Genomic DNA, 13,986 nt, shown 5'->3' with positions numbered 1-13,986 from the left:
CTGAGTGCCTGTGTGGGTGGGTGACTACCAGTTCGCCCACCACAGCCGCAAGCGCATACCCCAGGCGCTGGTGTAGCCGACCGACGAACCGGTCACGTTGCCTTGTGCATCCATCACCAGGATGGTGGGAACGGCATGCACGCCCAGGGCGCCAGCAATATTCCCATCGGGGTCCACGGCGGTGGTCCAGGGCAGGCGGCGTTCCTGCAGCAGGCGGGCGACCTGCGCAGTCTGGCCCGATTGCATGGCCACGGTCAGCACCGGGTGGTCTTGCTGCAGGCCCGTGATGGTGGGTTCCTGAACGCGGCAGATGGGGCACCATTGGGCCCAGACGTACAGCGCAGTGGCCTGGCCTGGATGGCGCGAGCGCCACTGCTCCAGGCTGAGGCGCTCGCCGCTGGCCAACTCCAATGGCAACGCGGGCAGCGGGCCGGAGGGCAGGTTGCGTGTTTGCCACCAGTGGGTTCCTGCAAACACGCCCAACAGCATCAGCAGGTTGAGCGCGTGCGCGCGCCAGCGCTTGCGCAGGTGCTGGCCCAGCCAGCGCAGGGCGGTGGGCATGTCAAGGCTGCAGGACTTCGAGCAGGCGGTCCAGCCCGCCGCTGTTGATGGCCACCTGGGCCTGTGCGCGCACCGAAGGCTTGGCATGGAAGGCGACCGACAGGCCGGCGGCCTCCATCATGGGCAGGTCGTTGGCGCCATCGCCCACGGCAATGGTTTGCTCCGGCGCCAGGCCCAGCAGGGAGGCCACCTCCAGCAGGGTGCGGCGTTTTTCCGCGCCGTCGCAGATGTCTCCCCACACCTGATCCACCATGCGGCCGGTGAGAAGGCCGTTCTCGATGTCCAGCACGTTGGCGCGTGCGAACTGGATGCCCAGCTGCGCCTTCACGCGGTCGGCAAAAAAGGTAAAGCCCCCGGAGACCAGCAGCGTGGCCAGCCCGGCATTGCGGCAGGCATGGATCAGCTCGCGCACGCCGGGGTTGAAGCGCATGCGGTGCAGCACCACCTGCTCCATGTGCGATACCGGCACGCCGCGCAGCAATGCCACACGCTGGCGCAGACTCTCCTTGTAGTCGGTGATCACGCCCTGCATGGCCGCTTCGGTGATGGCGGCCACCTCGGCCTTGCGGCCGGCGGCGTCGGCAATCTCGTCCACGCACTCGATGTTGATGAGCGTGGAGTCCATGTCAAACGCAATGAGCTTGTAGTCGGTCAGCTTGCGGGCCGTGGGCAGATGCTGAACAACCAGGCCGGGCGAGAGTTCTCTGGGGGGGGTCATGATGACTGCTATGTATTCAATAGCGATCAACGCTCGATGGACAAGCGCTGGATCGTGATTGTGGGCGTTGCTTTGGTGGGTTGGGCTCGGGCGCGGTCGGATCGGCGGCGCGCCCGGCACTGACAACGTGAGTGTATCGGGGTTGCTGCGCGCGAAGACGGGGGTAGCCTACGCCAGCCGTTCCGATACATTGCTGTAATGCGGGAGGAGCGCTTTCCCCTGAGCGCTGGAGGCGTCGCCGCCCATTCTGAAAGGTGTTTCATGGACAGATTCGACTTCTGCATGTGGCTCCTGGGCGGCGCATTGGGCCCCCCCTTGCTCGCAAGCACGGCCCACGCCCAGGTGGCGGGTGCCGCCAAGCTGGATGTGCCTGCGGCCGTGGACTTGTCCGGCCGTCTGCGCATGCTCACGCAGCGCACCACCAAAGCCTATCTGCAGTGGGGCCAGTCGATCGCGGCGGAGGAGGCCCGCCATTTGTTGCATGATTCCGTGGCGCGTTTTGCTTCGCACCTTGCGGCGCTCAAGGGCTTTGCGCCCCAGGTGGTGGTGCAGGAACGGCTTGCGGCCCTGGAGGTGCGCTGGAGCGACTTCCAATCCCTGCTGCTCGCGGGGGAGCCCCACCGCCACGGTGCGATGGCGCTCTACGACGCCAGCGAGTTGCTGCAAACGGCCGCTCACCGGACCACGCTGGCCTACGAGCACCTGACCAGCTCGCCATTCAACCAGTGGATAGGCATTGCCGGGCGCCAGCGCATGCTGTCGCAGCGCATGGCCAAGTTCTATCTTTTTCGCACCTGGGACATCCACGACAGCGCGGCGGGCATGGAGCTGCACCTGAGCCGCGCGCATTTCACGGCCGTGTTGAAGCAGCTGGAGGGCGCCCGCCTGCTGGACCCGCAGGTGCGCAGTGCGGCCACGCGCTTGCGAAGCGTCTGGAAGCCTTGCGAGGAAGCCCTGTTTGCCGAGGGCACGCCGGCCCAACTGCGCCTGCGTGCCGAACGCGTGGCCGGGGACAGCGAGCGTGTGCTGGCGGCCACGGAAGAGGTGGTGGCCTTGCTCGTGGCGCAGGCCCGACGGCAGCAAGGGTAGCCTTCCTTGCGTCCTGGATTGCGGCATGACGTAGGTCAAGAAAAACCCATGCCAGCACGCTTGGGAAATTGCAGGAAAAATACGCAGATCCAAAACCACGCACAGCCGCCCCATCCCATGAAACTGCGCACCCTGGCGCTTGTCGGCGCCTTCCTTGCTTCCTCTACCGTCTGGGCCGCCGATACAGCGGTCGATAGCCTGATCAGCAGCCGCTGCGCCACCTGCCACGGCGCGGAGGGCCACGCCACGTCGCCGATTTTCCCGTCCCTCGCGGGCCAGAATCGCCAGTATCTGATCAAGCAGTTGCAGGACTTCCGCTCGAAAAAGCGGGTGAGCGAAACCATGGCGCCGCAGGTGGCGGACCTGTCCGATGAGACCATTGCTGCACTGGCCGACTTCTATGCCGCCAAGAAGCCGCGCACGCACCGTGTGTCCGATGCCGATCTGATTCCGGTGGGGCGCTACATCTTCACCAAGGGCAACAGTTGGTCCGGCGTGCCGGCCTGCGCCAGCTGCCATGGCGAGAATGCGGCCGGCACGGCCACATTGCCGCGCCTGGCGGGTCAGAACGCGCGCTACCTGATGTCCCAGCTCAAGGACTTCAACCTGCGCACCCGCAACAACGACAACGAAGCCATGCACCTGGTGGCCTCGCGCCTGACGGAGCTGGAAACCAAGGCCGTGGCGGACTATCTGTCCCAACTGCCCTGAACCCGGCGCTGCGCTCAGCGCCCGTGGGGAGGCGAGCGCAGGTACAGCCGGTCGGACCAGGTGGCCAGCCATTCAGGCTTGAAGGCCACGAACACCGCCGCCAGCATGCCGGTGACGATGGCATCGCCCCAGGCCATGAGCCAGTGCGCCACCAGCGACAGGCCCGAGCCCACGCCGGGCAGGCTCTGCCCCAGGGCCTGCGCCAGCACCGAGGCGGCAAAGCCGCACAGCGCCGTGCCCATGAAGGCGCGGCCCAGGATGTACACAAACATGCGCTCGCCGGTGAGGCGGCGCAGCAAGGCGCCCAGCAGCAGCGCCAGGGTGGCCGGTGCCAGCCCCAGCCACACGGTGAGCGCCAGGGCTTCGTCCCAGCCCATGCCAGCGATCAGGCCTGCCAGCGCGCCCACGGCCAGCAACACCGGCACCGCCAGCGGCCAGCCCAGCATCAGCACCACCAGGCAGGCGCCAGACCATTGCAGTTGCAGCGGCATGGCATGCAATGAGGGCAGCGCCCACAGCCAGGGCAGCAACACCAGCGTGGCCAGCAGCGGCGTCCACAGTGCAGAGGGGGTGCCGTGACTCTCGTGCACCAGCGGCTTGCGGCTGGCCAGCAGGCGCCAGGGCTGGGCCGCCAGGGCAGCACCCAGGGCCACCAGGAGGAAGGCAAGTTCGAGCCACATGGTTATTTGCTATTATTTTTATAGCTAATGGCGCTTGCTGGATAAGCGCTATCTGCCAATTTTGCTTGAAGCTCTGCTCATGCCGCAGCCATCGGTTGCCCCAGGCTGCGCAGCACGTCGCGCACCATTTGCGCGCGGGCCTGGGGGTCGGGCAGCTCGCGCTCGATGCGCAGCTTTTCGTTGCCCGCCAGCTTGATGTGTTTGTTCTTCTGGATCAGCTGGATGATGGCCATGGGCTCCACCGGCGGCTGGGGCTTGAAGGTGATGTGGATGACACCGGGCGCCGCGTCCACCTTGACCACGCCGTAGGGCTGGCTCAGGGTGCGCAGGCGGTGCACGTCGATGAGTGTTTGCGCCTGCGGCGGCAGCTTGCCGAAGCGGTCCACGATTTCCTCCAGCAGCCCGTCGATCTGCTCACTGGTGCGGGCCGTGGCCAGCTTTTTGTAGAACGAGAGGCGCAGGTGCACGTCACCGCAGTAGTCGTCGGGCAGCAGGGCGGGGGCGTGCAGGTTGATGTCGGTGGTGACGGACAGCGGTGCCAGCAGGTCGGGCTCCTTGCCCGCCTTGAGGCAGCGCACCGCCTCGCTCAGCATCTCGTTGTAGAGCTGGAAGCCGATCTCCATCATGTTGCCGCTCTGGTTCTCGCCCAGCACCTCGCCCGCACCCCGGATCTCCAGGTCGTGCATGGCCAGGTAGAAGCCGCTGCCCAGCTCTTCCATCTGCTGGATGGCTTCGAGCCGCTGCTGGGCCTGCTTGGTCAGGCCTTCGATGTCGGGCACCATGAGGTAGGCGTACGCCTGGTGGTGGCTGCGGCCCACGCGCCCGCGCAGCTGGTGCAACTGCGCCAGGCCAAACTTGTCGGCGCGGCTCATGATGATGGTGTTGGCCGTGGGCACGTCGATGCCGGTCTCGATGATGGTCGAGCACAGCAGGATGTTGAAGCGCTGGGCCACGAAGTCGCGCATCACGCGCTCCAGCTCGCGCTCGGGCATCTGGCCGTGGGCCACGGCGATGCGGGCTTCGGGCAATATCTCTTCGAGCTTCTGGCGGCGGTTCTCGATGGTCTCGACCTCGTTGTGCAGAAAGTAGCACTGGCCGCCGCGCTTCAATTCACGCAGCACGGCCTCGCGGATCACGCCTGTGCCCTCGTTGCGCACAAAGGTCTTGATCGCCAGGCGCCGCTGCGGTGCGGTGGCGATGACCGACAGGTCGCGCAACCCTTCCAGCGCCATGCCCAGCGTGCGCGGGATGGGGGTGGCGGTGAGCGTGAGCACGTCCACCTCGGCGCGCAGCTGCTTCATCTGCTCCTTGTGGCGCACGCCGAAGCGGTGTTCCTCGTCGATGATGAGCAGGCCCAGGTTGTGGAATTTGGTGGACTCGGACAGCAGCTTGTGCGTGCCGACCACGATGTCCACCGTGCCATCGGCAATGCCCTTGATGGCGGCGGTGATCTCCTTGCCTGAGCGAAAGCGCGAGACTTCGGCAATCTTCACCGGCCACTTGCTGAAGCGGTCCACCAGCGTCTGGTAGTGCTGCTCGGCCAGCAGCGTGGTGGGTGCGAGAAAGGCGACCTGCTTGCCGCCCGTGACGGCCACGAAGGCCGCGCGCAGGGCGACCTCGGTCTTGCCAAAACCGACGTCGCCGCAGACCAGGCGGTCCATGGGGCGGGGCGAGATCATGTCCTGGATGACGGCGTGGATGGCGGCGTTCTGGTCGGCCGTCTCCTCGAAGCCGAAGTCGTTGGCGAACTGCTCGTAGTCCTGAGGTTGAAAGCGGAAGGCATGGCCCTCGCGCGCGGCGCGGCGGGCGTAGATGTTGAGCAGCTCGGCCGCGCTGTCGCGCACCTGCTCGGCGGCCTTGCGCTTGGCCTTTTCCCACTGGCCGCTGCCCAGCTTGTGCAGCGGCGCCTCGTCGGCACTCACGCCGGTGTAGCGGCTGATGAGCTGCAACTGGCTCACGGGCACGTAGAGCGCCGCTTCGCCCGCGTACTCCAGGTGCAGGAATTCCTGCAGCGCGGGCGTGCCGTCGGCGTTGAGGTTGCCCACGTCCATGTTCACCAGGCCCCGGTAGCGGCCAATGCCGTGCTGGCTGTGCACCACCGGGTCGCCCACGTTGAGTTCGGCCAGGTCCTTGATCAGCGCTTCGACATCGCTGACCTGTTCCTGCTTCTTGCGCCTGCGCGTGGTGGGGCCTGCGGCGAACAGCTCGGTCTCGGTGACGAAGTCCAGGCCTTCTTCCACCCACCGAAAGCCCGTGGCAAGCGCGGCGGTGGCGATGCCGACCTTTTCCTCCGTGCTGGCCTGGAACTCGGCCAGCGAATCGAAGGCGGGCGGATTGAGCTGCGAGGCGCGCAGAAAGTCCAGCAGGCTTTCGCGCCGGCCATCGCTTTCGGCCAGCAGCAGCACGCGCTGGGCGGTGCTGCGGATGTGCGCGTGCAGTCGGGCCAGCGGGTCTTCTGCACCGCGCACCACCGCCAGGTCGGCCAGGGGCTGGAACAGCGCACTGTCGGGCACATCCTCCACCCCCGAGCGCAGCGCGAGCTGGGCGTGCGGCTTGCCCAGGGTGTAGAACTGCTCGGCGCTCAGGAACAGCGCTTCGGGCGGCAGGATCGGGCGGTCTGGGTCGCCCTGCAGCAGGCGGTGGCGCTCGCGCGTGTCCTGCCAGAAGCGCTGGAACACGGCCTCCAGGTCGCCGTGCAGCACCACCGTGGCGTCGCTCCCCAGGTAGTCGAACACCGTGGCGGTGTCTTCAAAGAACAGGGGCAGGTAGTACTCGATGCCCGCGGTGGCCACGCCGTTGCCCATGTCCTTGTATATGCGGCTGCGCGTGGGGTCGCCTTCGAGCAGTTCGCGCCAGCGGCTGCGAAAGCGCGCACGCGCCGCGTCGTCCATGGGAAACTCGCGGCCCGGCAGCAGGCGCACCTCGGGCACGGGGTAGAGGCTGCGCTGGCTGTCGGGGTCGAAGGTGCGGATGCTGTCGATCTCGTCGTCGAACAAATCCACGCGGTAGGGCTGCAGCGAGCCCATGGGGAAGAGGTCGATCAGCCCGCCACGCACCGCGTACTCGCCAGGGCTCACCACCTGCGTCACATGCTGGTAGCCCGCCAGCGTGAGCTGGGCACGCAATTGCGCCTCGTCCAGCTTTTGCTTGACCTTGAAGTGAAAGGTGTAGCCCGCCAGAAAGGCGGGCGGCGCCAGGCGGTACAGCGCCGTGGTGGCGGGCACCAGCACCACGTCGGCGCTTTGGGCGGCATCCTTCTGGCCAATGCGCCACAGCGTGGCCAGGCGCTCGCTGATCAGATCCTGGTGCGGCGAGAACTGGTCGTAGGGCAGCGTTTCCCAGTCGGGAAACAGCGCGCAGCGCAGCTCGGGCGCAAATAAGGCCATCTCGTCGATCAGGCGCTGCGCGTCGCTCGCGTCGGCGGTGACGATGGCGGTGCGGCGCTGCCCGGCCTTTTCACGCTCGGCCAGGCGGGCGAGCAGCAGCGCATCGGCGCTACCAGGGGGGCGGGGCAGGGTGAAACGTTTGCCGGGGGAGAGTTTGGGGAGATCCATGCGCAAAGGGAGGGCAAGGGGCTGCCCATCATGCGCCAAGCGGAAGTGGCGCAGGGGTGGGATTCTAGAATGCCCCCATGACCGACCCACAGATTCCCCCCCTGGCCTCGGCCCTGGGCCTGTCGCCTGCCACGCCTGGCAACTACTGGGCGCTGCTGCCCTGTGCGGGCATGGGGTCGCGCGCCGTGGTGGGGCCGGCCACGGTGGCTGCGCTGCCCAAGCAGTACCAGAGCGTGGCGGGCCATCCCATGGTGCTGCACACGCTGGCGGCGTTTGCCGGGGTGTCGCGCCTGCGCGGCACGCTGGTGGCGGTGGCGCCGGGCGACCATTTTCTGGACGCCTACCCCAGTGCTGCCTACTTCACGGTCGATTGTGGCGGCCCCACACGGGCTGACACGGTGCTGGGCGGTTTGCGTGCCCTGCAGGCCCGTGGAGCGCGCGCGCAGGACTGGGTGCTGGTGCACGACGCCGCGCGCTGCCTGGTCACGCCCGAGCAGATCGATGCGCTGATCGACGCCTGTGCGCACGACAGCGTGGGTGGCCTGCTGGCCCACAAGTTGGCCGATACGCTCAAGACCGCCACCGCCGGGCCGGGTGGCGTGCGCGTGGCGTCCACGGTGGACCGCAGCGACAAATGGCTGGCGCAGACGCCGCAGATGTTCCGCATTGGCGCGCTGATGGCTGCACTGGAGCATGTGGGCAGCGCCGTGACCGACGAGGCCAGCGCCATGGAGGCCATGGGCCTGCATCCGCGTCTGGTGGCGGGCAGTGCACTCAATTTCAAGGTGACCTACCCCGAAGACTTCGCGCTGGCACAGGCCGTGTTGGCGCAACGCGGGCACGGCGCCACGCTGGAACGTTTTGGGGGTGTGCGCCTGCACACCGACCCTGCAAAGGAACAGGACACATGAATTTCAGGATCGGAGAAGGCTGGGACGTGCATGCGCTGGTGCCGGGGCGGCGCTTGGTGATTGGTGGGGTGGTGATTCCCCACACCCTGGGGCTGCTGGGCCATTCGGATGCTGACGTGCTGCTGCACGCCATCACCGACGCGCTGCTGGGTGCGGCCGGGCTGGGCGACATCGGCACGCATTTCCCCGACACGGACGCGCAGTTCCGCGGCGCCGACTCTGCCGTGTTGCTGCAGGAGGCTGCGCGCCGTGTGCGTGCGCAGGGCTGGGCGCTGGGCAACATCGACACCACCGTGGTGGCCCAGGCCCCGCGCCTGGCAGCGCACATTCCCGCCATGCGCGCACGCATCGCCCAGGTGCTGGACCTGGCGCCCGAGCAGGTGAACATCAAGGCCAAGACCGCCGAACGCCTGGGCCCCGTGGGCCAGTGCCTGGCCATCGAGGCGCGGGCCGTGGCCTTGTTGCTCAAGGCCTGATTCCGGCCCGTGGGCTCTTGGTGGCCAAGGGGGGCTTTGCACTGTTCTTGGTCTTTGAAACTGGCGCCTCCCAGGCCAGGGCCGCCGTGCAAGGGCCGCCCCGCCGCACCGGCGGCGTCCCCCTTCCCGGCTCGCGTAGCGAGAAGAGAGAAGGGGGAAGCGGCGCAGCCGCACAGGGGGATGTCACCCCATTTTTCGGGGCAGGTTGCGCTTGACCTGTGGGCGCTGCAGGCGTTGTGGCGCTTCGGTGCCGGGGGGCTGGTTGCTGGTGCGCTGCAACTGCACATGGGCCACCAGGCCGCCTGAGCTGGAGTTGGCCAGTGCGAAGATGCCGCCCATGCGCTGGATGGTCTTGTCCACGATGGACAACCCCAGGCCCGCGCCCGCCGCGGCGGTGCGGGCGGCGTCGCCCCGGAAGAAGGGCTTGGTCAGGTTGGCCAATTGCTCGGGGGGCACGCCGGTGCCGTGGTCGCGCAGCTTGATGAGCACCCAGTCCTCGCGCGCCTTGGCGGCAATCTCCACGCGGGTGCTGGCGGTGTCGGGGGTTTTGCCATAGCGGCGTGCGTTTTCCAGCAGGTTGGAGATCACGCGCGCCAGTTCCACCTCGTCGGCCAGCACGTTCAGGTCTTCGGGCACCTGCATGGTGATCTGCAGTTCGCGGTGGTCCTGCACGGCGTACACGCACGAGGAGATGACGGCGTGCAGGTTCACCGGGGTGAGCGTCACGTGGTCGGGGCGTGCGTAGTCCAGAAACTTGTCGATGGTGGCGTCCAGCTGCACGATGTCGGCCACCATGTGCTCGCGCGCGACTTCATCGTTTACGCTCATTTCGGTTTCCAGGCGCAGGCGGGCCAGCGGGGTACGCAGGTCGTGCGAGATGCCGGCCAGCATCACGGCGCGGTCCTGTTCCAGCTTGGCGAGTTTTTGTGCCATGCGGTTGAAGCCGATGTTCACCTCGCGGATCTCGCTGGTGACCACTTCCTCGTCCAGGTGGCTGGCGGCAAAGTCGCCGTCGCGCACGCGGTTGGCGGCGTAGGAGAGTTGCTTGAGCGGCTGGTTGATGAGCCGTGCGATGACGGCAGCGCCTGCCAGCGACAGGGCGCCTGCGGTGACCAGCCAGATCAGCCAGGTCTTGCCGCCTGCCGGGCTGAAGCGCGAGCGGTCCATCAGCAGCCAGTTGGGGTCGCCGTTGATCGAGAAACCCACCCACAGGCCTTTCTCGCCGTTCACGCTCTGCGCCACGATGGTGTCGGGCCCCAGGCGTTGGGTGAGCTGCTCGGCCAGGCGCAGGCCCAGGGCCGAGCGCTCCAGCGGCTCGTAGCGGTCACCGGGCTCGCGCGGCACGATGCGCACGCCTTCCTGGTCGGCCATGGTCTTGATGAGCGAGACGCGGGCAATGCCATCGGCGTGCAGCAGCGCCGCGCGGCTGAGGTTGACGAGCGAGGCGATCTGCTGCGCCGTGTGCAGTGCACGCGGCTCGAACTCCAGCGCCCGCAGCGTCTGCAACCAGGCCAGGATGCTGCCCACCAGCAGCACGCCCAGCAGGAAGAAGGTGCGCCAGAACAGGTTCAGGCCCACGCGCTTGCGTGGCTCGCGCCGCCGCTCGGTGGCTTCCAGCGGCGCGGGGCTGGTGGCGTCGGGATCCGCGCGACGCGGCTTCGGCATGGAAAGGGCTACCACAGGTGCCGGCGTCTCAGCTCGTGCCGTCCGGCACGAAGACGTAGCCCACACCCCACACGGTCTGGATGTAGCGTGGCGAAGCAGCGTCGTCCTCGATCAGCTTGCGCAGGCGCGATACCTGCACGTCCAGGCTGCGGTCGAAGGGCTCGAACTCGCGCCCGCGGGCCAGCAGCGCGAGTTTTTCGCGCGACAGCGGTTGGCGCGGGTGGCGCACCAGGGCCTTGAGCATGGCGAACTCGCCCGTGGTCAGCGGCAGTTCTTCGCCGTTCTTCTGCAGCACGCGCGTGCCGAGGTCGAAAGTGAAGGGGCCAAAGCTCACCACCTCGTTCTCGCCCGAGGGGGCGCCGGGGGCTTCTTGCGGCGGACGACGGCGCAGCACGGCGTTGATGCGGGCCAGCAGTTCGCGTGGGTTGAAGGGCTTGCCCAGGTAGTCGTCTGCGCCCACTTCCAGGCCCACGATGCGGTCCACGTCCTCGCCCTTGGCGGTGAGCATGACGATGGGTGTGCGGTCGTTGGCGGCACGCAGGCGGCGGCAGATCGAGAGGCCGTCTTCGCCGGGCATCATCAGGTCCAGCACGATCAGATCGACCGTGTCGCGCAGCAGGATGCGGTTGAGCGCCTTGCCGTCTTCGGCCAGGATGACTTCCAGTCCCTCTTGGGTGAGGTAGCGGCGCAGCAGGTCGCGGATGCGGGCATCGTCGTCCACGATCAGGATCTTGTCCGGACGGCTGCCCACCGGGCGCTTGGGTGCAGGTACCTCGGTGTCGGTGGGGCTGCCGGGCGGGGGAGGGGCGGTCAGGGTGGCCATGTCAATCCTCGGTCCAATTTGTAACAGGCGCCATTGTTACCACTTTGCGGGCAAAAAACCGGGGCAAGGCCTGTGGCTTGACCAATGGTTACAAGTTTTGCGGACTGTTGGCAGGTTGGCGCCGGGGCTCAGCCGCACTTGCGGCCTTGGCTGACATGCGCAGTGCGCCGCTATGCGCTATGTTGGGCCTGTTTTCCATCCACTCCAGGAACACCAAACATGCAAAATGCTATAAAAATAATAGCTACTAGCGCTTTATTGGTAAGCGCTTTGCCGGTTTTTTCTCAAAATGCACCTGCCGCCGATCCGCGCAACGTGGTGCAACTGTCGGCCAGTGGGGCCGTGGAAGTTCAGCAGGATGAGCTGATCCTCACCCTTGGGGCCAGTGCCGACGGCAGAGATGCCAGCTCGGTGCAGGCACAGTTGCGCCAGGTGGTCGATGCTGCGCTGACGGTGGCGCGCAGCCAGGTGGCCGCGCCGCAGATGGAGGTACGCACCGGCCAGTTCAGCCTGTACCCGCGCCACGGAAAGAACGGTGAGATCACCGGCTGGCAGGGCCGCGCCGAACTGGTGCTGCACGGGCGGGACTTTGCCCGCATCACCGCGACGGCGGCGCGCATCCAGGGCATGCCCATCGCCCAGGTGGGTTTTGGCCTGAGTCGCAGCGAAAGCGAGCGTGCCGAGCGCGAGGCCCAATCACAGGCGATTGAAGCCTTCAAGGTGCGCGCGGCCACGCTGACCCAGGCCTTTGGCTTTGCGGGCTACACGTTGCGCGAGGTGTCGGTCAGCAGCCAGGGGCAGATGCCTGTGCCCCGGCCGCGCATGATGGCCATGGAAGCCAAGATGGCGTCCATGGCCGACAGCCCGCTGCCAGTGGAAGCGGGCAAGAGCACGGTGGAGGTGACGGTGTCCGGCTCGGTGCAGATGCGTTGAAGCCCTGCTGAAGGCTTGGAACTTGTCCGTAAATTACTTGGTGGCACCAAATAATTTCCGGACAAGTTCTTACTGCGCCATCCAGCCGCCATCCATGTTCCAGGCCACACCACGCACGTTGTTGGCGGCGCTGGAGCAGAAGAACACTGCCAGCTCGGCCAGTTCTTCGGGTGTGGTGAACTGCATCGACGGCTCCTTTTCGCCCAGCAGTTGCCGCGTGGCCGCCTCGATCGAGATACCCTGGGCCGCCGCCTTGGCGTCCACTTGCTTTTGCACCAGCGGTGTGAGCACCCAGCCGGGGCAGATGGCGTTGCAGGTCACGCCGGTGGTGGCCGTCTCCAGTGCCACCACCTTGGTCAGGCCGACCACTCCGTGCTTGGCGGCCACATAGGCGGCCTTTTGCGCGGACGCCACGAGCCCGTGCACCGAGGCCACGTTGATGATGCGCCCCCAGTTGGCTGCCTTCATGGCGGGCAGGGCCAGGCGCGTGGTGTGGAAGGCGCTGGACAGGTTGATGGCCAAGATGCTGTCCCAGCGCTCGACCGGGAAGTCCTCGGTGCTGGCCACATGCTGGATACCTGCGTTGTTGACCAGAATGTCCACACGGCCCAGTTCGCGGGCGGCAAAGGCCATCATTTCCTCGATGTCCGCAGGGCGGCTCATGTCGGCGCCGTGGTACTCCACGCGCACCTCATGCCCGGCCTGGGCTGCGGCAGCGCGCACTTCGGCGCAGGGGCCTTGTGCATCGCCAAAGCCATTGAGCACCACATGGGCGCCCTGGCGTGCCAGTCCCTTGGCGATTCCCAGGCCGATGCCGCTGGTGGAACCGGTAACGAGGGCCGTCTTGCCTTTGAGCATGAGTCAATCTCCGAATGAATTACGATGCGACAAACAAGAATTATCGAGCACCGATATTGCAAGGCGCATCCATGATTGAACCTAGGCTGAACTACGTATCCTGCCCCGGCCCCGCCGCTGTGCGCCAAGGCCAGAGTCCCACGCAGGAACACCGCATGGCCTGGTGGGAGTGGAATGCCACCGGCAACCCGCAGCACCCGCATGTGGTGGTCTGCGCACACGGCCTGTCGCGCCAGGGGCGCGACTTCGATACCCTGGCCCGGGCCCTGTGCCACCGCGTGCGGGTGGTCTGCCCCGACGTGGTGGGCCGCGGCCACAGCGATTGGCTGGCCGACCCCATGGGCTACCACGTGGGCCAGTACGCTGCCGACATGCGGGCCTTGTTGCAACACCTGCACCAGCAGTCCCCGTTGGACACGCTGGACTGGGTCGGCACCAGCATGGGCGGTCTCATCGGCATGGCCCTGTGCGGTCAGCCAGGTCTGCCGTTGCCGGTGCCTGTGCGCCGCTTGGTGCTCAACGATGTGGGGCCGGCCATCCAGTGGGAGGCACTGGTGCGCATTGGCCAGTACCTGGGGCAGCCGGTGCGGTTTGCGTCGGAGCAGCAGGCGGCCGACATGCTGTGGACGCTGTCCACCGGCTTCGGGCCGCACACGCCTCAGCAGTGGATGGATCTCACCCGTCCCCTGTTGCGTGCGCTGCCCGAGGGGGGCTGGGGGCTGCACTATGACCCGGCCATCGCTGTGCCTTTTCGTGCGCTCACCCAGGAGGCTGCCGCTGCGGGCGAATCCGCGCTGTGGCAGTGGTACGACCAGATCCAGGCGCGCACGCTGCTGTTGCGTGGCGCGCAGTCCGACCTGCTCTCGCGTGCCACGGCACAGGCCATGGGCCAGCGCGGGCCGCGTGCGATGCTGGTGGAGTTCGAGGGGGTGGGCCATGCGCCCACGCTGGTAGCGGACGACCAGGTGGCGGCGGTCACGTCCTTTTTGTTGAGCTGAGCCGGGACT

13 protein-coding genes are annotated in these 13,986 nt (G+C 67.1%); 6 read left to right on the top strand and 7 right to left on the bottom strand.

What is annotated here, in order from left to right:
* Positions 1-24 precede the first annotated feature (24 nt).
* Both GWK50_RS11370 and serB read right to left on the bottom strand, forming a co-directional pair.
* A complete protein-coding gene (locus GWK50_RS11370; protein ID WP_162016614.1) occupies positions 25-561 on the bottom strand; it encodes a redoxin domain-containing protein in 537 nt (178 codons plus the stop codon).
* 1 nt (position 562) lies between these two features.
* Entirely contained in the window at positions 563-1,279 is a 717-nt protein-coding gene (gene serB, locus GWK50_RS11365; protein WP_162016613.1) for a phosphoserine phosphatase SerB, read from the bottom strand.
* Positions 1,280-1,540: 261 nt separating this feature from the next.
* Between serB and GWK50_RS11360 the strand changes: the two genes are divergently transcribed.
* Entirely contained in the window at positions 1,541-2,368 is an 828-nt protein-coding gene (locus GWK50_RS11360) for a type IV pili methyl-accepting chemotaxis transducer N-terminal domain-containing protein (RefSeq protein ID WP_162016612.1), read from the top strand.
* Between the two features lie 117 nt (positions 2,369-2,485).
* On the top strand, positions 2,486-3,079 hold the full coding sequence (locus tag GWK50_RS11355) for a c-type cytochrome (protein ID WP_162016611.1): 594 nt from the start codon (positions 2,486-2,488) through the stop codon (positions 3,077-3,079).
* A 14-nt stretch (positions 3,080-3,093) separates the two neighbouring features.
* Here the strand turns inward: GWK50_RS11355 and GWK50_RS11350 are convergent, their stop codons facing one another.
* Positions 3,094-3,759: a hypothetical protein gene (locus GWK50_RS11350; protein ID WP_162016610.1), complete on the bottom strand. Its 666-nt coding sequence runs from the start codon at positions 3,757-3,759 to the stop codon at positions 3,094-3,096.
* 77 nt (positions 3,760-3,836) lie between these two features.
* Positions 3,837-7,313: a transcription-repair coupling factor gene (gene mfd, locus GWK50_RS11345; RefSeq protein ID WP_162016609.1), complete on the bottom strand. Its 3,477-nt coding sequence runs from the start codon at positions 7,311-7,313 to the stop codon at positions 3,837-3,839.
* Between the two features lie 77 nt (positions 7,314-7,390).
* Here mfd and ispD point away from each other — a divergent pair, with 77 nt between their 5' ends.
* Positions 7,391-8,224: a 2-C-methyl-D-erythritol 4-phosphate cytidylyltransferase gene (gene ispD / locus GWK50_RS11340; RefSeq protein WP_162016608.1), complete on the top strand. Its 834-nt coding sequence runs from the start codon at positions 7,391-7,393 to the stop codon at positions 8,222-8,224.
* Positions 8,221-8,700: a 2-C-methyl-D-erythritol 2,4-cyclodiphosphate synthase gene (gene ispF, locus GWK50_RS11335; RefSeq protein ID WP_162016607.1), complete on the top strand. Its 480-nt coding sequence runs from the start codon at positions 8,221-8,223 to the stop codon at positions 8,698-8,700. The genes ispD and ispF overlap by 4 nt, the downstream gene beginning before the upstream one ends.
* 183 nt (positions 8,701-8,883) lie before the next feature.
* Here the strand turns inward: ispF and GWK50_RS11330 are convergent, their stop codons facing one another.
* Both GWK50_RS11330 and ompR read right to left on the bottom strand, forming a co-directional pair.
* The gene (locus tag GWK50_RS11330; RefSeq protein WP_162016606.1) at positions 8,884-10,365 is read right to left on the bottom strand and encodes an ATP-binding protein; all 1,482 of its coding nucleotides are present in this window, start codon (positions 10,363-10,365) and stop codon (positions 8,884-8,886) included.
* Positions 10,366-10,393: 28 nt separating this feature from the next.
* Positions 10,394-11,188: a two-component system response regulator OmpR gene (gene ompR / locus GWK50_RS11325; RefSeq protein ID WP_162016605.1), complete on the bottom strand. Its 795-nt coding sequence runs from the start codon at positions 11,186-11,188 to the stop codon at positions 10,394-10,396.
* A gap of 219 nt (positions 11,189-11,407) precedes the next feature.
* On the opposite strand from ompR, the gene GWK50_RS11320 reads away from it, so the two are divergent.
* A complete protein-coding gene (locus GWK50_RS11320; protein WP_162016604.1) occupies positions 11,408-12,121 on the top strand; it encodes an SIMPL domain-containing protein in 714 nt (237 codons plus the stop codon).
* A gap of 69 nt (positions 12,122-12,190) precedes the next feature.
* Here the strand turns inward: GWK50_RS11320 and GWK50_RS11315 are convergent, their stop codons facing one another.
* Complete coding sequence (locus GWK50_RS11315) at positions 12,191-12,979, bottom strand: 3-hydroxybutyrate dehydrogenase (RefSeq protein WP_162016603.1); 789 nt, start codon at positions 12,977-12,979, stop codon at positions 12,191-12,193.
* A 71-nt stretch (positions 12,980-13,050) separates the two neighbouring features.
* On the opposite strand from GWK50_RS11315, the gene GWK50_RS11310 reads away from it, so the two are divergent.
* Positions 13,051-13,977, top strand: coding sequence for an alpha/beta hydrolase (locus tag GWK50_RS11310; protein ID WP_162016602.1), 927 nt, complete (start codon positions 13,051-13,053; stop codon positions 13,975-13,977).
* Positions 13,978-13,986: the final 9 nt, after the last annotated feature.

The organism is Acidovorax sp. 210-6 (genome assembly GCF_010020825.1).
In the GTDB taxonomy this organism is placed as follows: Bacteria; Pseudomonadota; Gammaproteobacteria; order Burkholderiales; family Burkholderiaceae_C; genus Simplicispira; species Simplicispira sedimenti.
Note: the sequence above shows the minus strand (reverse complement) of the source record. Positions and strands in the feature narration are given on the sequence as shown.